This window comes from Delftia sp. DT-2 (genome assembly GCF_028401915.1).
Taxonomy (GTDB): Bacteria; Pseudomonadota; Gammaproteobacteria; order Burkholderiales; family Burkholderiaceae_C; genus Comamonas; species Comamonas tsuruhatensis.
Genome location: NZ_JAQOTI010000021.1, coordinates 20737 through 42999 on the forward strand (window position 1 = coordinate 20737; position 22263 = coordinate 42999).

The following is a 22263-nucleotide window of genomic DNA, read 5'->3' on the forward strand; positions in this document are numbered from 1 at the left end:
CTCAGCAATCCGTGTTTGGCAGGCTCAGGTGGCCTCGCCGTTGATCCAGGTCTTGACGATGTTGGCCACCGCGATCGGGTTCTGCTTGGCCAGTTGGCGCGCCTGCTCTAGGCGCACCTGCTCCTGTGTGGGAGACAGATCGACAGCGGGTCCGGCCAGCGCCGGACGGTCCAGCTGCTCGCCCTCGATGGCATTGAGCTGACCGCCCACGGCAGCCGTCTTGCGGCCCTTGAGCATGGGTCGCACCAGGCCCAGCAGCAAGATGGCGCCGAACAGGGCCAGGCCGATGGGCACGCCCAGGCTGCGGGCCATATCCAGCACTTCGGGCTGGCGCCACAGCGGCACCTCGGCCGGCGCTTCGTCCTGCACAAAGGGGGTGCTGACCAGGTTGACGGAGTCACCGCGCTCGGCGCTGTAGCCCACGGTCTCGCGCACCAGGGTCAGCAGTTGCGCCTGCTGCGCCGCCGTCAGGCCGCGCGCTGCGGCGGCAACGGTGGCGGCATCGGTGGCACCACCGGCTGCATTCGGCGCAGCGGCCGCCACCAGGGGCGCATTGATAACCACGGCGGCCGTCAGGCGCTTGATGCTGCCCGTGCTGCCGCGTGTGTGGCGCACGGTCTTGTCCACTTCGTAGTTGGTGATGGACTCGCGCTTGCTGGCAGAGCGCACGGCGTTCTGTCCATCGGCCGCCTGGGGTGCGGGATTGGCGCCATTGACCGGCGCGGACGCGTTCTGGGGCGGCTGGTTGCTGGTGGCGCCGGGGATGCCGGTGGGCTGGGGCGGCTTTTGCTCGCCCGTGCTCTCCACCACCTGCTGGCTGCGCACCACGCCCGCGTCGGAGGACTGGTTGGGGCGGTGCTGCTCCGAGGTCGATTCGGTCTGGCTGAAATCCATCTCGGCCGAGACCTGGGCCTTCACATTGTTCTTGCCGACCACAGGCTCCAGGATATCCAGGATGCGGCGCACGTACTGCTGCTCGATCTGCTGGGTGTAGTTCAGCTGCTGCATGTCCACGGCGTTGGCGTTGCCGTCGGGCGACTGCGACAGCAGCTTGCCCGAATCGTCGAGGATGCTCACGGCCGTGGGCGCCATCTCGGGCACGCTGGAGGCCACCAGGTGCACGATGCCCGCGATCTGCGTGCGGTCCAGCACGCGGCCGGGGTACAGGCTCAGCAGCACCGAGGCCGAAGGCTTTTGCTGCTCGCGGAAAAAGCCGTTCTGATTGGGCAGGGCCAGATGCACGCGTGCGCTTTGCACGGCGGCCAGGGCCTGGATGGAGCGCGTCAGCTCGCCTTCGAGGCCGCGCTGGAAATTCAGGCGTTCCTGGAACTGGGTGATGCCGAACTTGCTGTTTTCCATCAGCTCGAAGCCCGTCACCGAACCCTTGGGCAGGCCCTGGGTGGCCAGCTTCAGGCGCACATCGTGCACGCGGTCGGACGGGATGAGGATGGCGCCGCCGCCTTCCGTGTAGCGGTATGGCACGTTCATCTGCGACAGCTGGGCGACGATGGCGCCACCATCCTTGTCGCTCAGATTGGAGAACAGCACCTTGTAGTCCGGCTGGCGGTAGAACATGGCCGCCGCCCCCACGGCGACAACCAGCAGCACGGCGATCGCGCCCCAACGCAGGCGCTGGCCACGGTCCATGGCCGTCCAGCGCTGCTGCAGGGCAGGCTGGGGGACGGGAGTGGCTTGGGGGACAGGGATTTCAGCGACAGCAGACATCTTGGTTCCAGGTGTTCGAGCCCTGCACACACAGGACCCTAGCGTGCTGTCGATTATTCGAAGTCCGCCGCTTCACATTCGCCCGATAAGCGCGCCGTTTGACCTTCTATTTGCCCGGATGCGAAAACCCTGCCGACCTACGATCTCGTCATCTTGCTAACTCCGATGGAATGTGTCATGGACCTTCGCATCCCCAGTACCACCTCTCCCCTGTACGGCACCCAGCTCCCCAAAGGCGTGGGCGCAGGCGACGCATCGACCAAAGTGGCGGCTGGCGGCTTCAGCCAGGCCCTTCAAGGCGCGCTGCAGTCCGTCAGTTCAGCCCAGAACCACTCCAGCCAGCTGCAGCGTGAAGTGCAGCTGGAGAACCCGGCCGTCAGCCTCGAAGAAACCATGATCGCCATGCAAAAGGCACAGATCGGCTTCCAGGCCACGATGCAGGTGCGCAACCGGCTCGTGCAGGCCTATACCGACGTGATGAACATGCAGGTCTGAGGACGTCCGGCCCCGGCCGGACCCTCTTTGCCCACCCAGACCGCAGACCGCAGACCGCAGACCGAACAGCATTTGCGCGCACCATCGCATGGCTGCGTCTTTCCGGCACGCGCAGGATCCGGCCTTCTTCAAGGCGTTGTTCCGCTTTCGCCGAACCGGGCCTTTGCCCACCCTCCCCATTCCTGGCCGCCCGTCACCGCACGGCCCAAAGCCCCCGTCTTTTTCAGCAAGCGTGACCTCCTCCCGCGCATGGAGGGTCGCCTGCCGATGCGCAGCCCTGCCTGCACCGGCCGGCAGGCGCGTCACGCCGACGCCACCCCGGAAAAGACAAAACCCTCGGGCACGCGTGCCGGAGGGTTGATCAGGACAGGAAAAAGGAAGACGGAGGCTGCTTCAGCTGGCCGAGTGGTAGATGCGCGCCTTGCCCGGTCCGGCGTGAGGGTGTCCATACAGGTCACGTCCATACGTGGCCTGGTCCGAAGCCTGGGGAATCAGCGCCGCCGCCTGGTGCTGGGCCACCACCGCCATGCGCGCCAGCTGGTCGCGCTGCATGGCCATCTGCTCGCCCAGTGCCTGGGCGCGCTCGCGCAGCTCCTGCGTCCAGTCGGCCGCGCTGAAGCGGCGGGCCAGTTCGGAAAACGCCGCCATGGCATCGCGCAGCCGGGTGCTGGACTGCTCCAGCGCGACCGCATCCTTCGATTGCAGCGAGGCGGACACCATCCGGACCACCGCGTCCAGGGAATCGAGCATCTCGCTGAGAGTCATGGGACAGGCCTTGCTGAAAAAAGAAAGCGCGTGCTCGCGCCGGAAGGAAAAAACCGAGAAAGAACCGAACCCGCGCTCAGACGCGCGAGTGCGAGAGGAATTCCTCGGAGTTGGCCAGCAGCTTGTCGGCCACGGCGTCGGCGTTCACGCGGAAGGTGCCGTTGGCAATGGCTTCGCGGATTTCCTTGACGCGGTTGGCATCGAAGTCGGCGGTGGCACGACCAGTTTGGTCCAGTGCGCGGGCCGAGTTCGAGAACGACACGGGAACACCGGCCGCCTTGGCAGGCTGGGCCTGTGCGGAGGATTCCTCGCTGGCAATGGCGCTGGCTGTCTTGGGCTGCTTGGCGGCGGCCTGGGAGGCAGCGGCGGGCAGTTCCGGTTTTTGACCTATCTTCATCTTGATTCTCCAATCGCCCTGGCGGCGTAAGGCGCTGTGCCTAGCTTTCGACTGCCTGGAACAAAACTTGAGGTTTTTTTACTGCACCAGCACCACGCCCTCGGGATTCACCACCCCGGAGATGAGCCGGCCATTATCCATGCGAACCCGCACGGTCTGGCCTTCGCCGGCGGCAGACATGGCCTTGCCCGACGATGTGACGGAAAAACCACCACCATTGACCAGAACACGCACTTCGGCACCCACCGCGAACAGCGCCGGCGTGCGCAGCATGTTCTGGCGCAGTGTCTGGCCTGCGGCCAGCGGGCGGGAAGCCACCAGGCCCACCCAGTCCTGCTGGTTGGCGTAGACGGCGGCCGAATCCTCGGCCCAGTCCACCTCGGCCTGGACGGCGTCGTCGGCCGACAGCGGGCGGCCCGAAGGCACGCCGTTTTGCAGCACCCAGGCAGGCCCCCAGGCCTTGACCGTGAGGGGCAGGAACACATTCCAGGCCACGGCGCCCTGCAGGCAGCGCAGGCCCAGGCGGGTACGGCCCCACAGGCGCGAGCCTGCGGGCAAATAGGGCTCGACCTTGGCGCAGGCGGCCAGGCGCAGGCGGGGATCGAGCTGGCCCATCTGCACTTCCATGCGCAGGGGCAGGGCGCCCGCACCGGCCATGCCCTGCTGCAGGGCCTCGTCGGCAAAGCGCTGGCCGATCTGGCTGAGCTGGGCCGCGCCATCGGGCGCGTTCTGCGCGAACGCGCTGCCTGCCAGCGATGCTCCAGCGGCGAGCGCAGCGCATGCGGCGGCGCGGGCGAAGGCTCGGGCGGCGGAAGGCGGATGGGCGGTGCTGAAGTTCGACATGGCTGGGGCTCCTGACTTGCTCCGGCACCCGTCAGGATGGGCGGGATACATGGAGCGATGCCAGCAAATATAGGGCGGGCGCCGTTTTCCGAAGCGCCGAACTGCGCAGGCAAACGCGCTTTCTTTGCGCTTTAGCGTTCGGGCCCGATTTCCATAATCGACGCATGCCGCAGTCCGTGGGCTGCCGCCATTTCGTCAACCGATCACCGCAAATCCCAGAGGGCGAGGCCGACATGCTCGACAAGATGACTGAACGACTGGACTTCCAGAGCAAGGCGCTGGTGCTGCGCGCCGAGCGCCAGCGTGCAATCGCCAGCAACATCGCCAATGCCGACACCCCGGGCTATGTGGCACGCGACTTCAATTTCCGCGAGGCGCTGACGGCCGTCACCTCCGGCCCCTCGCCCATGACGCTGGCCAGCGTCAGCCAGGGCGGCCACATTCCGCTGCCTGCCGCCGCCTCGGGGCAGAGCGCGCAAAGCCATCTCGGCTACTCGGTGCAGGCCCAGACCAACATGGACAACAACACCGTGGACCTGGACCGCGAACGCGCCAACTTCGTCGACAACGCCGTGCGCTACGAAGCCACGCTGCGCTTTCTGAACGGCCAGGCCAAGACCATGCTGTCGGCCATCCAGGGCCAGTAAGCCGGCGCCACAGACCACAGGAGCTTTCCCATGTCCATGTTCTCCATCTTCAGCATCTCCGGCAGTGCCGTCAGCGCCCAGTCCCAGCGCCTGAACGTCGTGGCCTCGAACCTGGCCAACGTCGATGCCGTGGCCGGCCCCGACGGCAAGGCCTACCAGGCGCGCCAGGTGGTCTTCCAGACCGTGCCCATGGGCGAGGAAGGCTCCTCGGGCGTGCGCGTCAGCGCCATCAGCCAGGACAACACGCCGGGCCGCCGCATCCACGATCCCCAGCACCCGCTGGCCGATGCCGAAGGCTATGTGACGCATTCCAACGTCAGCGCCGTGGACGAGATGGTCAACATGATCTCGGCCTCGCGCTCCTACCAGAACAACGTCGAGGTCATGAACACGACCAAGTCGCTGCTGCTCAAAACCCTGCAGATGGGCCAGTGAGCCCCGTCCGCACCACATTCCAGGAGCCACTCCCATGATCTATGGCGCAGGCAGCGTAGCCAGCACGGCCGACCTCAACAGCAAGAACACCACGAGCAATTCGAACACCGACCCCGCAGCAGCGCAGGACCGCTTCCTGAAGCTGCTGGTCGCGCAGTTGAACAACCAGGATCCCATGAATCCCATGGACAACGCGCAGATGACCTCGCAGATGGCGCAGATCAACACCGTCACCGGCATCCAGCAGTTGAACAAGACCATGGAAAGCATGGCCGGCCAGTTCACGGCCATGCAGGTGCTGCAGGGCACGCAGATGATCGGCCGCACCGTGCTGACCGAGGGCAACACCCTGGGCGTGGGCAAGGAAAAGTCCTATACGGCGGCCTTCGACCTCGAAGGCCCGGCCGCCGATGTCAAGGTGCAGATCACCACGGCCGGCGGCGAGCTGGTGGACACCGTCGAGCTGGGCAGCGGCACTGCGGGCCGCAACTACTTCACCTGGGACGGCAGCAAGTACACGGGCGATGCCAGCCAGCTGCGCTACACGGTGCAGGCCACGAATGCCGACAAGGCCGTGGCCTCGACCACGCTGTCGCCCCACGCGGTGCTTGCCACGGGCACCACCGACGGCAAGCTGACGCTGGAGCTGGACGACGGCACCAACGTCGCCTACACCTCCGTCAAGGCCGTGTACTGAACACCGCACCAAACACCCCAAACCATCGCAGGAGCACACCATGGGATTCCAACAAGGCCTCTCGGGTCTGAACGCCGCCAGCAAGAACCTGGACGTGATCGGCCACAACATCGCCAACGCCAACACCACGGGCTTCAAGTCCTCGCGCGCCGAGTTCGCCGAGGCCGTGGCCAGCGCCGTCGGCTCGGCCAGCGGCCAGAACAGCGGCATCGGCGTCAATGTGGCCGCCGTGACCCAGCAGTTCCGCCAGGGTCCGATCACCACCACGGGCAACAACCTGGACGTGGCCATCAACGGCAACGGCTTCTTCGTCGTGCGCCAGCCCGACGGCAGCACGGCCTATACGCGCGCCGGCAACTTCGGCCTGGACAAGCAGGGCAACCTCAAGACCGTGCAGGGCGACAACGTCATGGGCTACCCCGTGGACGCCACCACGGGAAAGGTGCTGGCCGGCGGCCAGCCCGTGCCCATGGTCTTCCCCTCGGGCCAGCCGATCGCGGCCAAGACCACGACCAAGATCGACGTGAATCTCAACCTCGATGCCCGTGCCACCGTGGCTGCAGGCGATGCCACCAAAACGCCACCGATCCCGGCCACTCCTCGCGCCACCTATGGCACATCGGTCAATGTCTATGACAGCCAAGGCGTGGCCACACCTGTGCAGATGTACTTCGAGAAGGACGCGACCGCCAATACCTGGAAGGTCTATGACGGCCTTGATGACCCTACGGCAAACCCGCCCAAGACAGCGACCTTGCTGGCAACACTGACCTTTGACGCTGCAGGCAAGCTCAAGACAGTCGCTCCCAGCCCTGCGGTTGCCTCCATCCAGACCAACAATCCCAATTCGCCAACCCCGGGCTCCGTCAGTGTGACGCTGGACTTTTCCAATGTCTCCCAGTTCGGCACCAAGTTCGCGGTCAGCAGCCTCAAGCAGGACGGCTATACCGCTGGCGCGCTCACCGGCATCAACGTCGGCAACGATGGCTCCATCGTGGCCACCTACTCCAACGGTGTGACGCGCACCGAAGGCCAACTCGCCCTGGCCGCCTTCACCAATACCCAGGGACTGGGTGCCGTGGGCGACAACAAGTGGGTGGAGACCGCCGATTCGGGCCCGGCGCTGAACGGCACGGCCGAGTCGGGCACCTTCGGCTCGCTGCGTTCGGGCGCGCTGGAGGACTCCAACGTGGACCTGACCGCCGAGCTGGTGAACATGATGACCGCGCAGCGCGCCTACCAGGCCAATGCCCAGACCATCAAGACCCAGGACCAGGTCTTCTCGACCCTGGTGAACCTGCGCTGATAGCCAAGAACTGAGTCAGGAGAGCCGGCATGGACCGCATCATCTACACCTCCATGACGGGCGCCAACGCAGCGGCGCAGCGTCAGTCCGTGCTGGCCCACAACCTGGCCAATGCCGGCACCAATGGCTTTCGGGCCGAAATGTCCACCTTCCGCTCCGTGCCCCTGCAGGGCAGCGGCGCGGGCACGCGCGTGTTCGCGCTGGAGGCGACCTCCGGCTACGTGGACACGCCCGGCCCCACCCAGCGCACGGGCCGCGCACTGGACGCCATGGCCATGGGCCGCGCCTGGTTCGCCGTCCAGGGCCTGGACGGCCAGGAAGCCTACACACGCAACGGCGTGTTCGAGGTTTCCCCCGAGGGCCAGCTGGTCAACAGCAACGGCCAGGCCGTGCTGTCGGACGGCGGCGGCCCCATCGACATTCCGCCCGAGTCCACGATTTCCCTGGGCTCCGACGGCACGCTGACCGCCAAGACCGGCAACCAGCTGCCCGTGGCCGTGGGCCGCGTCAAGCTGGCCACGCCGGCCGAGGACGCTGCGCTGGTGCGCGGCAACGACGGCCTGTTCCGCACGGGCAACGGCGAGCCGCTGCCCAACGACGAGAACGCCCGCCTGCTGTCGGGCGCCATCGAAGGCTCGAACGTGAATTCGGTGGAGACCATGGTCGGCATGATTGCCGCCGCCCGCCAGTTCGAGACCCAGATGCGCCTGCTGCAGACCGCAGAAACCAATGACAAGACGGCCAGCCAACTCTTGAGCATGAACGGCTGAAAGCACTGAAAAGGAAAACGCCATGATCAATTCGCTGTTCATCTCCAAGACCGGCATGGAAGCCCAGCAGACCCAGCTGGACGTGATCTCCCACAACCTGGCCAACGTCTCGACCACGGGCTACAAGCGCGCCAGCGCGGTGTTCGAGGATCTGATCTACCAGAACCTGCGCCAGTCGGGCGCCCAGACCACCGAGCAGAACCAGCTGCCCACGGGTCTGCACCTGGGCCTGGGCGTGCGCACGGTGGCCACCTCGCGCAATTTCCTGCAGGGCGCCCTGCAGCAGTCCAACAATGCGCTGGACGTGGCCATCGACGGCAACGGCTTCTTCCAGGTCAACATGCCCGACGGCACCACGGCCTATACCCGCGACGGCTCCTTCCAGGTCGATGCCCAGGGCCAGCTGGTGACTGCCAGCGGCATGCCCATCGCCAACGGCGTCACCATTCCCCAGGGCGCGACCAAGGTGTCTATCAGCCCCGAGGGCGTGGTCAGCGTGACCATGGCCGGCCAGGCCGCGCCCCAGCAGGTGGGCAACATCGCGATGAGCCAGTTCATCAATCCGGCCGGCCTGGAGCCGCGCGGCCAGAACCTGTTCACGGAAACCGCTTCCTCGGGCCAGCCCCAGCAGGGCCAGCCCGGTGTCAACGGCATGGGCATGATCAAGCAGGGCTACCTGGAAGGCTCGAACGTGAACGTGGTGCAGGAGCTGGTGACCATGATCCAGACCCAGCGCGCCTATGAAATGAATTCCAAGGCCATCCAGACGTCGGACCAGATGCTGGCCAAGCTGGCGCAGTTGTAATTGATCTCTCCCCCTGAGCGGCTTCGCCGCTTCCCCCTCTCTACTCGCTTCGCGAGGGAGGGGGACGACGCCCTCGCTGCGGGGCGGCCCTTGCTCGGCGTCCCTGACCTGGGCCGCGCCGGACTCTGGGGTCGCGCCACATGCCTATGGCTCGCCAGGTTCATGCGAAGCATGGATCACTGAAACACCGGGAACATCGCCATGACCCAACGAACCTTCTCCCTTTCCGCGACGGGCACGTGCCTGGCGCTGGCGGCAGTCCTGTCGGGCTGCACGACGCTCAATGACCCGCCACCGGTGGACATGCCGTCCACGGCGCCGCCGGTGCTGCCGCAGCCCGCCCCGGTGGCGGGCAGCCCCACGGGCAGCCTGTTCAACGCGGCCAGCTACCGGCCCGGTTTCGAGAACCGGCGTGCGCGCCTGGTGGGGGACCTTGTGACGGTGCAGATCGTGGAGCGTGTGACGGCCAGCCAGAAGTCGGATTCGGGCCTCAAGCGGTCCAACAAGACCACGGCCGGGATTTCGGCGCTGCCGCTGTTTTCGGGCAATGCGCTGGCCAATCTCAAGGACCGCTCCAACATCGGCTTCAACAACAACAACGACTACACGGGCTCGGGCTCGACGTCCAGCGACAACACGTTCACGGGCGCCATCAGCACGACGGTGGTCGATGTGCTGCCCAACGGCCATCTGGTGATCGCCGGAGAAAAGCAGATCGGCGTGAACCACAACGTGGATGTGCTGCGCTTCACGGGCACGGTGGACCCGCGCACCATGCAGCCCGGCAGCCTGGTCGCATCGACCCAGGTGGCCAACGTGCGCGTGGAATCGCGCAGCCGCGGGCAGGCCGGGGAAGCGCAGTCAATTGGCTGGTTGTCCCGGTTCTTTTTGAACGTTATGCCGTTCTGATTCTCCGGAGAATGGACAGCATGAAAGTACTGTCCATGCTCCTGACATTGCGCCAAGCGCAGCGCCCCTTCTGGGTTGCAGCCGCCCTCGGCGCCAGCATGCTGACCCTGCCGGCGCATGCAACACGCATCAAGGAGGTCGCTGCCATCCAGGGCGTGCGCAGCAACCAGTTGACCGGCTACGGTCTGGTGGTCGGCCTCGACGGCACGGGCGACCAGACCACCCAGATGCCCTACACCAAGCAGGCCCTGGCCAACTACCTGGAGCAGATGGGCATCTCGCTGCCCGCCACAGGCAACGCGGGCCAGCTGCAGCTCAAGAACGTGGCGGCCGTGATCGTCACCGCCGAGCTGCCGGCCTTTGCCCAGCCAGGCCAGACCATCGACGTGGTCGTCTCCTCCGTGGGCAATGCCAAGTCGCTCAAGGGCGGCACCCTGGTGACCACGCCGCTGCGCGGTGCCGACGGCGAGATCTACGCGCTGGCCCAGGGCAACCTCGTGGTCGGCGGCGCCGGCGCCTCGGCCGGCGGCTCCAAGGTACAGATCAACCACCTGAGCGCAGGCCGCGTGCCGCAGGGCGCCCAGGTCGAACGCGCAGTTCCCACCCCCATCAACGAAGGCGACAGCATCACGCTGGGCCTGAACGCCACCGATTTCCAGACCGCCGACAAGGTGGTGCGCGCCATCAACCAGCGCATGGGCCAGGGCGTGGCGCAGGCGCTGGACGGGCGCACCGTGCGCGTATCCGCGCCCCAGGACCCGGGATCGCGCGTGCGCATGATTGCCGAGATCCAGGAGATGCCGATCGAGACCTCCAAGCCCTCGGCCAAGGTCGTGATCAACGCACGCACGGGCTCCATCGTGCTCAACCAGGCCGTGACCCTGGGCCCCTGCGCCATCGCCCACGGCAACCTGGCCATCACCATCAGCACCACGCCGGTGATCAGCCAGCCCGGCGCCTTCTCGCAGGGCCAGACCGTGGTGGCCCAGAAGTCCGATATCCAGATCAAGCAGGAGCCCGGCAACATCATCAACATGCCCGGCTCCCCGCAGCTCACCGACGTGGTGCGCGCACTCAACACGCTGGGCGCCACGCCCCAGGACCTGCTGGCCATCCTGCAGGCCATCAAGGCCGCAGGCGCTCTCAACGCCGAACTGGAGGTGATATGAGCATCGCACTTCCCAATGGATCGCAGACTGCGGCCAGCAATGCGCTGGCGGCCGACGCCCGGTCCCTCAACGCACTCAAGTTCGCGGCCGGCGAGAACAGCCCGCAGGCCGCGAAGGAAACCGCCAAACAGCTGGAATCGCTGTTCATGCGCGAGATGATCAAGAGCATGCGCGAGGCGACCATGAAGTCCGGCCTGCTCGACAGCGCACAGGGCAACCTCAGCACCGACATGCTGGACCAGCAGCTGTCGGTGGCCATGTCGGGCCAGCCCGGCGGACTGTCGGATGCCATCACGCGCCAGCTGGCCCGCACCATGGGCTCGGAAGCCGCCGAGGATGCCGAGATCTCCGTGCCCTCCACGCTGAGCATGAGCCGCATCGCCTGGCGCAGCACGGCCACCAATGCCAATGGCGCCGCTGGCGGCACCGCTGCCATCGGCGCCTGGAGCGGCAGCCGCAGCAGCGCGGCCCAGTCCGTCAACGCCTACGCACCCGCGCCCAAGGGCCGCGACAACTTCGTGGCCCACCATGGCGACGCCGCGGCGCGCGTGGCGCAGGAAAGCGGCATTCCGGCCGCCTTCATGCTGGGCCAGGCCGGCCACGAGACCGGCTGGGGCAAGAGCGAGATCAAGAACGCCGATGGCAGCAATGCCCACAACCTCTTCGGCATCAAGGCCGGCAAGGGCTGGACGGGCAAGGTCGCCGAGGTCACGACCACCGAATACATCGACGGCGTGGCGCGCAAGGTCACGGCCAAGTTCCGCGCCTACGGCTCCTACGAGGAGTCCTTCCGCGACTATGCGCGGCTGATCACCAGCAATCCGCGCTACGAGAAAGCCATGGGCAAGACCGACTCGGCCCTGGCCTATGCGACCGAGCTGCAGAAAGCCGGCTACGCCACCGATCCCGAATACGCCAGCAAGCTCAGCCGCGCCATCCAGAGCGCCGTTCAGAGCGCGGCACGCGCACAAGCCTAAACCGAGAACACGCCATGAGCCTTTTGAACGTCGGATCCCGCGCCCTGATGGCGAATCAGATCGCCCTGCAGACCACCGGCCACAACATCGCCAACGTCAACACGGCCGGCTACTCGCGCCAGAGCGTGGCCTTCCAGACCTCGCCGGGCCAGAACATGGGCAGCGGCTACATCGGCAATGGCGTGGATGTGAACACCATCCTGCGCAACTTCAACGATTTGCTGAACCGCCAGGCGGCCACGGCCAGCGCCGTGTCGGCGGCCGATTCGGCGCGCGCCACCTCGCTGGCGCAGATGCAGGAAGTGTTCAGCGGCGGCAAGACCGGCCTGGGCGCGGCCATCACGGACATGATGAATTCGTTCGGCGATGTGGCCGGCGCGCCCACCGACCCGTCGGCACGCCAGGTGGCGCTCACGCGCATGAACGAGCTGGCGGCGCGCTTTCGCTCGGCATCGGCCCAGCTCGACGAGCTGGACTACAGCGCCAAGCAGCAGATGGGCAACGATGTGACCGTGGTCAACAGCCTGGCTGGCCAGGTGGCCACGCTCAATGCGCAGATCAGCCGCTCCATCGCCTCGGGCCAGACGCCCAACGACCTGCTGGACCAGCGCGACCAGCTGGTGCGCAATATCAACAAGTATGTGCAGACCAGCCAGATCCCCGCGGACGACGGCACCATCAGCCTGTTCGTGGGCGGCAGCCAGCCGCTGGTGCTGGGCTCCAGTTCGGCCCAGCTCACGCTCAAGGAGGCCACGGAGTTTCCGGGCAGCGGCAAGATGGCCCTGTACTTCCAGCAGCCCGGCGGCCAGAGCGTGGAGCTGACGCCCTCCATGCTGGGTGGCGGCGAGATCGCCGGCCTGCTGCAGTTCCAGGGCAGCGACCTGACCGAGGGCCGCAACCTGCTGGGCCGCATGGCACTGGCCATCGGCGACACGCTGAACCAGCAAAACAACCTCGGCCTGACGCTGTCGGGACAAAGCGGCAGCAATCTGTTCAAGCTGTCCATGGTCAGCAACGGCTCGACCACGGGCGCCCAGTGGACAGGTGCCACCACGCCGACAACCACGGTGGTCGATGCCAGCCAGCTCAAGGCCTCCGACTACCAGGTCGTCTTCGGCAGCACGGCCCCAGCGGGCAAGGTCATCCGCCTGTCCGACGGCAAGGTCACGGACTTCACCGACATGGCCGACCTGAGCTCCAAAGAGATCGACGGCCTGCGCTTCGACCTCAAGGCCGAAGGCGTGCAGGGCAACTCCATCCTGTTCCGCCCCATGGCGGCAGGCGCCCACGACATCCAGGCCGCCGTGCACTCGCCCAACGACCTGGCCGTGGCCAACCCCGTGGCCGCCAGCATCAAGTCCCTGGGCGACGCCACGCTGCAGATGGGCGGCATCCAGGTCAGCGCGGGCTTCGACCTGTCGACCTTTGCCGGCGCCGAGGTGTCGTTCAGCAAGAACGGCGCCGGACAGCTGGAGTACACCATCACCCCGGCACCGGCAGGCGGCATCCCGGCCACGGGCCTGTACACCTCCGGCCAGGCCATCCAGCTGGCGCCGGGCCTGCAGGTCAAGATCACCGGCACGCCCGCCATCAACGGAACCAACAGCGACAAGGTCACGCTGGGCAAGGCCACCGATCCGCAATACGGCACGGCCTACCAGCGCGATGCCGGCAATGCCAGCTCCTTCCTGGCGCTGCGCGACAGCAAGCTCTTCGATGGCTCGACCACGCTGAGCGACGGCTTTTCCACCGCCATGGCCCAGGTGGGCACCCGCACACAGAGCGCGCAGTACGCGGCCAAGCTGTCCGAGACCATCGCCAAGAACCTGGAAGCGGACCGCACGGCCGTCTCGGGCGTGAACCTCGACGAAGAGGCCGCCAAGCTGCTGCAGTACCAGCAGTCCTACCAGGCCTCGGCCAAGATGCTGCAGGTCGCGCAAAGCATTTTCGACAGCGTTCTGCAGACCGTGGGCCGCTGATCACAGGACAGGAGCATTCCACCATGAGCATCTCCCGCATTGGCACGGCCAACATGTACGAAAGCACCATCAACAACCTGAACTCGCGCAACACGAGTCTGGTGGACCTGATGGAAAAGACCACTTCCGGCAAGCGCGTGGTGCGCGCCAGCGACGACCCCGTGGCCGCCGCCCAGGCCGAGCGCGCGCTCACGCGCATCTCCCGCTCGGAAAACGACCAGCGTGTGCTGGGCCTGCAGCGCGATGTGATGGCCCAGGGCGAATCCAAGCTGGGCACCGCCCACGACGCGCTCAAGGACTTCCGCGACCTGATCCTGCAGTCCGGCAACGGCTCCTATGACCAGAAGGCGCGCGATGCGCTGGTGCAGCAGCTCGAAAGCATACGCAACCAGGTGCTGAGCTACGCCAATGCCAAGGACTCCAACGGCCTGCCCATCTTCCGCGGACTGGGCAGCAAGGAAGACCCTCTCACCAACGGCAACCCCGGCACCAATTCCCAGCTGCAACCGGGCCAGGCCACGGGCAGCGAAAACGGCCTGCCGCTGGCGCTGGACGGCTTTGCGACCTGGATGAACGTGCCCACGGGCAACGGCGTGTTCGCCGTGACGCGCCAGTCGCCCACGGGCAGCTCGGCCTATGCCGACCTGGGCACGGTGTCGGACCCCAGCGCCATCACGGGCGCCAGCTACACCCTGAATTTCACCAAGGACGCCACGACGGGCGCCCTGAGCTACACCGTCACCTCCGGTGGCACGACCGGCCCGGCCGTTCCCTACACGGCCGGAGACACCATCACCGTGGGCGGCATGTCGATGAAGATCTCGGGCAACCTGGCCACGGGCGACAGCTTCACGCTGGGCCCCAGCCAGCGCACCGACCTGTTCAGCGTGCTGGACAACGTGATCGCGGGCGTGAAGAACGGCGCCACCGATGCCGGCGCCATGCAGCAGGCGCTGGGCCGCGGCCTCAACGAACTCGACGCCGGCATGAGCCGCGTCCAGGCCATGCGCAGCTTCGCCGGCGACCAGCTCAACCGCGCCGACCGCCTCGAAGACGACATGAAGAACCAGGCGGACCAGCAGGAAGCAGCGCGCTCGCGGGCCGAAGACATCGATATGATCAAGGCCCTCTCCGATGTGGACATGCAGAAGGTGGGCATGCAGGCGGCCTTGCAGTCCTACGCCTCGATCCAGAAACTGTCACTGTTCAACTTCATCAACTGATAACTGCCCGCGCATGCATCCATGGTCCAGTCCGTCCTGAGCTCTCTGACCCTCGGCTATAGGCCGCTCTGGAACCAGGCCCGCCGTCTGGCGGGCGTGCAGCTTTATCTTCACGAGGAGCCCGGCGTCCAGGCCGACGTGGCCCACCTGCTGCGCATACTGCGCGAGACCTGGGGCACGCAGTCGCCGCCGGTGCTGCTGTCGCCCCAATCCCGCCAGGTGCTGTGCGACCTGCTGGAGAACGCCTCCAAGGGAAGCCCCTGGATCGAGGTACGCGGCGACTGGCTGCAGGACTCCGCCATCTATGACCTGGTGCGCCAGGCCCATGCGCGCGGCCTGATGCTGGTCTGGCGCGGCCCGCTGTCCGACGTGCCCGACGCCCAGGCCGCCCACTGGTTTGCCAGCAGCCTGCTGCACCTGCCGCCCGAAGGCGCCTCGGGCATGCCCAACCAGACCGTTCTGGCGCTGCAGCAGGCCGCGCAGGCCGCCGAAGCGCCGACCAAGCTCCAGGCCCTCAAGCAGGCCGCCAGGCCCGCCCCCACCCTGCCCCCCCTGCAACTGCTGGGCGGCCAGATGTATGAAGGGCTGGAAAGCCTGGCCCTGGCCGATCTGTGCCTGGACAGCTTCCATGCGGGCGCCATCGCCGGCTGGCCCGTGGCCGATGCATTGCATGCCCAGCGCCATCACCCCGCCCTGCCCAGCCGCGACACCGTGCTTGCGCTGATGCGTGCCGTCGATGCCGAGCAATCGCTGGACGCCTTCGAGCAGATCCTGGGCGAGGACCCCATCCTGGCCTATCGCTTCATGCTCTACACCAACTCCGCGGCCCTGGGCCTGCGGGGCAATGTGGACTCGCTGCGCCGCGGCCTGGTGATGCTGGGCTACGGCACGCTGCAGCGCTGGCTGTCGGACCAGCTGCCCCACGCCTGCACCGAGCCCAGCCTGATACCCCTGCGCACCGCCATCCGGCTGCGCGCCAGCCTGACCGAACGCCTGATCGAAGCCGGCATCAGCCACGACCTGCAGCGCGAGGTCTATCTGCTTGGCCTGTTCTCGCAGCTGGACCAATTGCTGGGCGAGCCCCTGCCCACCGTGCTGCGCCGCGTACCGCTGTCCGAACGCGTCTTCGACGCGGCCGTGACGCGCACCGGCCCCTACGCGCCGGCCCTGATGATGGCCATTGCGCTGGAATCCGACGATCCTGCACCGATTCGCCAGCTGCGCGAAGACAACGACTTCGAGATCGAGGACGTCAACCGCAACCTGCTGCGCATGCTCAGCGAACTGCAGGTGCAGCCCGCACCGGCGGCCTGATCGATATACGGCGACCCACAGCGGCCGAACCTGCGGCCTGATCTGCAGCCGCTGCCATCCGCAGATTCCGCCCATGAAAAAACCGCCTGGATCTCAGGCGGTTTTTTCATGTCCGGCAGGAAGCTGCAGATGCAGCTGCCGCCGTCAGGCCATGGCTCAATGCATGGCGTGGGGCTGACCGTCGAACATGTGCTCGAACTGTGCCAGCCAGGGCTCGGCCAGCGTGCGGATCTGGGCATCGTTGCGCAGGATGCGCTGCATGATGCGGGCCTTCTCCTTGCGTTGCTCAGGCGCCAGCGGCTCGTCATGGGACTTGAGCCGCAGCTGCTCGATCAGCACGGCACAGGTGCCTTCGTAGCGCGTCACTCCCTCCCAATCCTTGTTCTGTGCGGCCTGCAGCATCTTGGCGCTGCTGTCTTCTATGGCCCGGTAAAAGTCAATCAATGTCAACTCCATTTCTAGGTCCCGGCAACGGCTGGCGTGTTGGCGATATCACGCCAACCATTGGCAATCGGAGCCAACACGTCCTGCGCGCCTTGCAGCAGCGCTGCGTCGTTGCGCAGATTGGCCAGCGTCAGCTGGGTGATGCTGTAGTCGTAGACGGAAATCAGGTTCTGCGCCAGCTCGCCGCCTTCATCGGGATTGACGGAGGCCTTCAGGCCTTCCTCCAGAATGCGCACGGCCTTGCCGATCTGCACACCCTTCTCGCCGATGTCGCCACGCTGCAAGGCTCCCTTGGCCGCGTTCAGCGCTTTCTCAAGCGCGTCGAACAGCAGCTGGATCAGTTGATGGGGCGATGCGCCGTCCACGGAGGACTGGACGCCGACCTGGGCGTAGGCACTTGCAGCACGACGGTTGAGCGATGTGTACATGTTCGTTTCCTTGATGTCTTGTTCTTCGGCTGCAATGCCCGAAAATTTAGAGGCATCGAGCATTGGTTATAGAAAACACGCCCGCCGCTCTGCCCTGCCATCATTTATTCCACTGCGCCACTTGCTGGTTCATGTAAGCGCTCAACGAGGAATAGCTGCCCATCTTGGCATCCAGGGACGCATATTGCGCACGCAGGCGCTTTTCAAGCGAATCGGCCTGGTCATTGACCCGGTCCTGGGATTTGCCGTTGTCCTTCTTGAGCGCCTGCAGACTCTTGTTCTTGTTGTCGAAGGTTCCTTCGAACTCCAGCGCCTTCTTCGTGAAGTCCTTCATGCGCGCAGCAAGGCCTTGCGTATTCGGCTGCCCATCGGTGCCGGCCGAGGCGAACATCTTGCTCATGGACTCCGGGTCCTTCAGAGCTGCCTCGAACTTGGTCTTGTCACTGGCCGTCGTCCCGAAGGCCAGCTTGCCGCCCTTCTGGATCTGTATGCCCATGTCCGACAGGCGCTTGAGCGTGTCGGATCCGCCATCGACCGTACCCGAGAGCACGCTGCGCAAGCTGTTGGTCATGCCCACCGTGGTGGCATCTCCCTGCAGCACGCCAGCGACCTTGCTCTCGGCGTCGTATTTGGTGGAGCTGCCCAGCGCATCATTGAGCGCGTTGTAGGCATCCATAAAGGCCTGGATCTTCTTCTTCATGCCCTCAGTGTCCGAGGACACCGTCACCGTCACCGGGGTGGCGGCCGCCGTCACCTGGTTCACGGTGATGTTCAGGCCAGGCAGGGTCTGCTTGAATTCGTTGGTTGTCGATTGCACCGTGATGCCGTTGACATTGATCTCGGCGTTCTGGGCGTACTGCGCCACGGAGCCCGAGGTAGCGGCGCCATTGAACGCCAGAGCAGAAAGGCTGGCATCGCCACTGGCGCCCACGGTGAAACCGGCATCCGCACCGGTGCTGCGCGAGCGCAGGACAAGACGTTCGCCCTGGGCGTCCTTGAGCACCGAAGCCACCACGCCGGCGCCCTTGCTGTTGATGGCCTGGACCACGTCCTCCAGCTTGGCGCCCGCCGCGATATCGATATCCAGGGGTGTTCCAGGATTGTTGAATTGGGTTCCGTCCGCGTTCCAGGAGCCCATTGTGATGGTGAGCTTGCCCGCGCCGAACTGTGTGGCCGCAGGCATGATGCCGGTGGCCACCGATTGGCTGCGCGCCAGCTTGCCCACCGAGATCACCGAAGATCCCGGCAGTGCATTGGCGTCCGTCACCGAAACCGCCACGGCCGTATTGGTCGAGGTGGCATTGGCCAAACGCCACGTATCGGCATTGGCCAGCGAAGTGGCCGCGTCCTGAAGCGTGGACATCAGGGACTTGATCTGCCCGAACGTGGATATCTTGGAATCCAGGACAGACGCTTTTTGCTGAAGCGGAACCAGTGCCTGCTTTTGCAGGGCCACCAGTTTGGCGATCATTGTCTCGTCCAGGCCGCTGCCGCTGATGCCAGCTGAGCTCAAGGTGGCCATGACCATCCCTTTCTAAGTGCAGAACACCTCCGCGCCACAGCGCAGAACGCGTCCTTGCGAACACGCACACCAAATGCCCGAAGGCATTCCCCGGTATCTTATCGACCGGTTTCTCCCGAACCTGAGGCTTTTTTTGGCTACGCCCTGCGCAGCCAGGCTCAAAAGCCCCGCAGGCTCCCTCTTACTGGATCAGCTTGAGCACCGACTGGGGCAGCTGGTTGGCCTGGGCCACCATCGCTGTACCAGCCTGCTGCAGGATCTGCGTGCGGCTCAGGTTCGCGGTTTCAGCGGCAAAGTCGGCGTCCATGATGCGCGAGCGTGCCGCCGATGTATTTTCTGCCGCCACCTGCAGGTTCGAGATCACAGCCTCGAAGCGGTTCTGGGCAGCACCAAAAGTGGCGCGTGTATTGTTGACGAGATCCAGCGCAGTATCGATGGCCGCCATTGACAATCGAGCGTCTCCAGCAGTGGAGGTTGGCGTGCTGCCCGTACCCGCCAGGGAGCCCAAGGCACCCACCAAGCTAGGGGGCGTGGTAGCCCCATCCACATTCAGCGCCGCCGCATCGCTGAGATCCACAGCCGAAATGGTGATCTGATTGTCTGCTCCGGTGTTGGCACCGACTTGGAACACCGTCGGACTGGAGCTGTTGAGCAACTGACGGCCATTGAAACTGGTACTGGTGACAATACGGGCAATTTCCTGGGACAGTTGCTTGAACTCCTTGTCCAGCGAACCGCGGTCGGTCGTGCCGTTGGTATCGTTGGCGGCCTGAACTGCCAGTTCACGCATGCGCTGCAGGTTCTCGCTGAGCTTGCCCAGTGCGCCTTCGGCCGTCTGCGCCATGGAAATGCCGTCATTGGCATTGCGCATGGCCACATTCATGCCTCGCACCTGGGCGTTCATGCGCTCGGCAATGGCCAAGCCTGCCGCGTCGTCCTTTGCACTGTTGACACGCAGGCCCGAAGACAGGCGCTGCATGGTGGTGCTCAGCGACGACTGGGACGTGTTGAGATTGCGCTGGGCGTTAAGCGAAACAAGATTGGTGTTGATGATGGATGCCATGGGGCAGCTCCTCGTTAGGCATGAACAATGGCCAACCGTTCGACGACCCCAAGCCGCCAGAACGCCAGAAAGCACGCCAGGACTTCCAGCTCTGCCTATCTGATGCCAATGATTGTGCGGAAAAGCCCTTGCGCCAAAGCGCCGATAAAGCCCATGATCTGGCGCCAATTCGCCCTTCGAACACCCTCTTGGCCAACCCTTTCGCCCATAAAAAAACCCCAGGCAGATGCCTGGGGCTTGGAGAATTCCGGCCGCCTCCTTCTTGGGAAGGCCACCGGACTCGCACTATCAGCGCAGCAGGGCCAGAACGCCTTGGGGCAGTTGGTTGGCCTGAGCCACCATCGCTGTACCGGCCTGCTGCAGGATCTGCGCACGGCTCAGATTGGCAGTTTCCGACGCAAAGTCGGCATCGGTGATACGGCTGCGTGCCGACGCGGTGTTTTCAGAAGCCACTTGCAGGTTGGAGATCACTGCATCGAAACGGTTCTGCGAGGCACCAAAGTCAGCGCGCTTGCCGTTGACGGCATCAATGGCGCTGTCCAGGGCAGTGACTGCCGTCAGGGCGGTGGAGGCCGTGGAACCCAGCGTTGCGCCGGCACCTGTACCCTGAGCCACGGTGCCCATGGCAGACGCCAGATCGGACGTGGTGATAGAGATCTGGTTGTCGCTTGCCGTGTTGGAGCCGATCTGGAACTGGAACGTGCCGGCATTGCCACCCGAGCCCGTCAGCAGCTCCTGGCCGTTGAACTTGGTGTTCTTGATCACGCGGGCATTTTCTTCAGCCAGCTGCTTGAATTCCTTGTCCATCGAGGCACGGTCGGCCGTGCCGTTGGTGTCGTTGGCGGCCTGGACTGCCAGTTCACGCATACGCTGCAGGTTCTCACCGATCTTGCCCAGCGCGCCTTCTGCGGTCTGCGACAGGGAGATGCCGTCGTTGGCGTTGCGCACAGCCACGTTCATGCCGCGGACTTGGGCGTTCATGCGTTCAGCGATGGCCAGGCCGGCGGCGTCATCCTTGGCGCTGTTGACGCGCAGGCCGGAAGACAGGCGCTGCATGGTGGTGGACAGCGAGCTTTGCGAGGCACCCAGGTTGCGTTGGGCGTTCAGCGATTGCATGTTGGTGTTGATGGTCATGGCCATGGTGACAGCTCCTAGTGAAATCAATACGTCGCCGCCACGGTGCCCTCGCTTATCGCAAGGCGGGCGGCGGCGGCCCAATCCAACCATCAGCCGTTTTCACATTGATTTGCAACGGCTTTTGGTGGGCTCAGGACTTTTTGTCCCTCTGCTGAGTTGGTTTTCGGAGCTGCCCCGGCGAACTTTAGGGGCGTTGCGAAGATTTTTTGATGCACCCCTCGCACACAGTCCAGAGTCGCCACGTCCCGAAGATGTTTGAGAAGTGGACTGCTCCCGGTCTGGTAGACAAATCCCTGCCTCAGGCCGAGGCGCGTTCAAAATGAACCGCTCCGGTGTATTGACCCAGTGAATTCCCTGCTCAGGTGCTAACGTCGAAGGAAACGACAATGAGCACCCTGATGGAAGACGACATCAAGCGCCGGACAGCCAAGCGCAAAACGGCTCTTGTTCTGGACATCATCCAGGGCAAGACCACGATCCTGGAGGCCAGCCGGTCCGTCGATCTGCCCCCTCCGAGGTTGAGCAGTGGGTCGGTGAAGGCAAGCGCGGCATGGAGAACACCCTGCGCACCAAGTCCCTGGAAGTCAAGGAGCAGTACGAGAAGCAACTACGCGAGTTGCAGGAGGCCTACGGCGAAGCCATGCTGGAGTTGCGTGCCCGAAACAAGCTGGCGTCCCTGCTGGGCAATGAGGACGAGCTGAGGTCGGACAACGGATTGGTGTTCACCAGCCGCAGCGACACGGCCTTGGTCGGGAGCTATGGCCTGCAGCAGGAGTTCATCACCTCCTACAGCCTGGAGCAAAACGGCATGGTCGAGCGCGTGATCAGAACGCTCGAAGACCAATGCGTGCATCGTCACCGGTTCGAAACTCTGCAGCACGCCAGCCGCGTGATCGCAGACTGGATCGACTTCGACAACCACTGGCGTCCTCACCAGGCACTGGCGACGAAGACCCCCGCCGAGACATATGCTTTGGCCGCCTGACCTGTGCAGAAACCGCTGTGTTAATACATCGGTTTCAAGAAGGCCGATTGGTTTAATTTGACACATCTGTCGAGGTATCGCTGGCAGCGAGTTGCCTCCAATCGTTGGCCTCTGCCTCTGCCGGAGGGATGCGCCCAATCGGCATGAGCATTCGGACGTGGTTGCACCAGTACCCCTTGCAGCCCCATTGCACGCCCCATTCGCTCGCCCGTGCAGCGCGCCACCTGA

23 protein-coding genes and 1 pseudogene are annotated in these 22263 nt (G+C 65.1%); 15 read left to right on the forward strand and 9 right to left on the reverse strand.

Annotated elements, in window-relative coordinates:
- Positions 1 to 24 precede the first annotated feature (24 nt).
- Positions 25 to 1725: a flagellar basal-body MS-ring/collar protein FliF gene (gene fliF / locus PO605_RS27550; RefSeq protein ID WP_026062017.1), complete on the reverse strand. Its 1701-nt coding sequence runs from the start codon at positions 1723 to 1725 to the stop codon at positions 25 to 27.
- A 177-nt stretch (positions 1726 to 1902) separates the two neighbouring features.
- Between fliF and fliE the strand changes: the two genes are divergently transcribed.
- A complete protein-coding gene (gene fliE / locus PO605_RS27555) occupies positions 1903 to 2220 on the forward strand; it encodes a flagellar hook-basal body complex protein FliE (RefSeq protein ID WP_016449318.1) in 318 nt (105 codons plus the stop codon).
- Between the two features lie 393 nt (positions 2221 to 2613).
- On the opposite strand, the gene PO605_RS27560 is transcribed toward fliE, so the two are convergent.
- The 3 genes from PO605_RS27560 to flgA form a co-directional block, all read right to left on the reverse strand.
- Positions 2614 to 2985, reverse strand: coding sequence for a hypothetical protein (locus PO605_RS27560; protein ID WP_016449317.1), 372 nt, complete (start codon positions 2983 to 2985; stop codon positions 2614 to 2616).
- Between the two features lie 76 nt (positions 2986 to 3061).
- Entirely contained in the window at positions 3062 to 3382 is a 321-nt protein-coding gene (gene flgM / locus PO605_RS27565; RefSeq protein WP_016449316.1) for a flagellar biosynthesis anti-sigma factor FlgM, read from the reverse strand.
- A gap of 78 nt (positions 3383 to 3460) precedes the next feature.
- Positions 3461 to 4225: a flagellar basal body P-ring formation chaperone FlgA gene (gene flgA / locus PO605_RS27570; RefSeq protein ID WP_047469793.1), complete on the reverse strand. Its 765-nt coding sequence runs from the start codon at positions 4223 to 4225 to the stop codon at positions 3461 to 3463.
- Between the two features lie 233 nt (positions 4226 to 4458).
- On the opposite strand from flgA, the gene flgB reads away from it, so the two are divergent.
- The 12 genes from flgB (at position 4459) to PO605_RS27630 (ending at position 16456) form a co-directional block, all read left to right on the forward strand.
- Positions 4459 to 4872, forward strand: coding sequence for a flagellar basal body rod protein FlgB (gene flgB, locus PO605_RS27575; protein WP_013800365.1), 414 nt, complete (start codon positions 4459 to 4461; stop codon positions 4870 to 4872).
- Positions 4873 to 4902: 30 nt separating this feature from the next.
- Positions 4903 to 5307: a flagellar basal body rod protein FlgC gene (gene flgC, locus PO605_RS27580; protein WP_016449314.1), complete on the forward strand. Its 405-nt coding sequence runs from the start codon at positions 4903 to 4905 to the stop codon at positions 5305 to 5307.
- A 34-nt stretch (positions 5308 to 5341) separates the two neighbouring features.
- A complete protein-coding gene (locus PO605_RS27585; RefSeq protein ID WP_016449313.1) occupies positions 5342 to 6004 on the forward strand; it encodes a flagellar hook assembly protein FlgD in 663 nt (220 codons plus the stop codon).
- Between the two features lie 40 nt (positions 6005 to 6044).
- A complete protein-coding gene (flgE, locus tag PO605_RS27590) occupies positions 6045 to 7310 on the forward strand; it encodes a flagellar hook protein FlgE (protein WP_016449312.1) in 1266 nt (421 codons plus the stop codon).
- A 29-nt stretch (positions 7311 to 7339) separates the two neighbouring features.
- The gene (locus PO605_RS27595) at positions 7340 to 8080 is read left to right on the forward strand and encodes a flagellar basal body rod protein FlgF (protein ID WP_016449311.1); all 741 of its coding nucleotides are present in this window, start codon (positions 7340 to 7342) and stop codon (positions 8078 to 8080) included.
- A 22-nt stretch (positions 8081 to 8102) separates the two neighbouring features.
- A complete protein-coding gene (flgG, locus tag PO605_RS27600; RefSeq protein WP_012202560.1) occupies positions 8103 to 8885 on the forward strand; it encodes a flagellar basal-body rod protein FlgG in 783 nt (260 codons plus the stop codon).
- Between the two features lie 201 nt (positions 8886 to 9086).
- A complete protein-coding gene (locus PO605_RS27605) occupies positions 9087 to 9794 on the forward strand; it encodes a flagellar basal body L-ring protein FlgH (protein ID WP_012202559.1) in 708 nt (235 codons plus the stop codon).
- A gap of 20 nt (positions 9795 to 9814) precedes the next feature.
- Positions 9815 to 10963, forward strand: a complete 1149-nt coding sequence (locus tag PO605_RS27610) for a flagellar basal body P-ring protein FlgI (RefSeq protein WP_016449310.1) — start codon at positions 9815 to 9817, stop codon at positions 10961 to 10963.
- The gene (gene flgJ / locus PO605_RS27615) at positions 10960 to 11940 is read left to right on the forward strand and encodes a flagellar assembly peptidoglycan hydrolase FlgJ (protein WP_016449309.1); all 981 of its coding nucleotides are present in this window, start codon (positions 10960 to 10962) and stop codon (positions 11938 to 11940) included. Before PO605_RS27610 ends, flgJ begins: the two co-directional genes overlap by 4 nt.
- A 14-nt stretch (positions 11941 to 11954) precedes the next feature.
- Positions 11955 to 13919 carry a flagellar hook-associated protein FlgK gene (flgK, locus tag PO605_RS27620; protein ID WP_047469800.1) on the forward strand — a complete coding sequence of 655 codons (1965 nt, stop codon included), beginning with the start codon at positions 11955 to 11957 and terminating at the stop codon, positions 13917 to 13919.
- A gap of 23 nt (positions 13920 to 13942) precedes the next feature.
- Entirely contained in the window at positions 13943 to 15142 is a 1200-nt protein-coding gene (gene flgL / locus PO605_RS27625; protein WP_016454332.1) for a flagellar hook-associated protein FlgL, read from the forward strand.
- A gap of 21 nt (positions 15143 to 15163) precedes the next feature.
- Positions 15164 to 16456, forward strand: coding sequence for an HDOD domain-containing protein (locus PO605_RS27630; RefSeq protein WP_272207198.1), 1293 nt, complete (start codon positions 15164 to 15166; stop codon positions 16454 to 16456).
- Positions 16457 to 16612: 156 nt separating this feature from the next.
- On the opposite strand, the gene PO605_RS27635 is transcribed toward PO605_RS27630, so the two are convergent.
- The 5 genes from PO605_RS27635 to PO605_RS27655 form a co-directional block, all read right to left on the reverse strand.
- The gene (locus PO605_RS27635) at positions 16613 to 16912 is read right to left on the reverse strand and encodes a flagellar protein FliT (RefSeq protein ID WP_016449305.1); all 300 of its coding nucleotides are present in this window, start codon (positions 16910 to 16912) and stop codon (positions 16613 to 16615) included.
- A 2-nt stretch (positions 16913 to 16914) separates the two neighbouring features.
- On the reverse strand, positions 16915 to 17328 hold the full coding sequence (gene fliS, locus PO605_RS27640; RefSeq protein WP_016449304.1) for a flagellar export chaperone FliS: 414 nt from the start codon (positions 17326 to 17328) through the stop codon (positions 16915 to 16917).
- 100 nt (positions 17329 to 17428) lie between these two features.
- Positions 17429 to 18850 (reverse strand): flagellar filament capping protein FliD, encoded by a 1422-nt coding sequence (gene fliD / locus PO605_RS27645; protein WP_046238673.1) that lies wholly within the window; start codon positions 18848 to 18850, stop codon positions 17429 to 17431.
- Between the two features lie 181 nt (positions 18851 to 19031).
- Positions 19032 to 19913, reverse strand: a complete 882-nt coding sequence (locus PO605_RS27650; RefSeq protein ID WP_016449302.1) for a flagellin domain-containing protein — start codon at positions 19911 to 19913, stop codon at positions 19032 to 19034.
- Positions 19914 to 20201: 288 nt separating this feature from the next.
- On the reverse strand, positions 20202 to 21053 hold the full coding sequence (locus PO605_RS27655) for a flagellin domain-containing protein (RefSeq protein WP_016449301.1): 852 nt from the start codon (positions 21051 to 21053) through the stop codon (positions 20202 to 20204).
- A 383-nt stretch (positions 21054 to 21436) separates the two neighbouring features.
- Between PO605_RS27655 and PO605_RS27660 the strand changes: the two are divergent.
- Together PO605_RS27660 and PO605_RS27665 are read left to right on the forward strand one after the other, a co-directional pair.
- Positions 21437 to 21747: pseudogene (locus PO605_RS27660) on the forward strand (DUF1153 domain-containing protein); the annotation flags it as partial.
- Between the two features lie 21 nt (positions 21748 to 21768).
- Entirely contained in the window at positions 21769 to 22035 is a 267-nt protein-coding gene (locus PO605_RS27665; protein WP_269431536.1) for an integrase core domain-containing protein, read from the forward strand.
- Positions 22036 to 22263 lie beyond the last annotated feature (228 nt).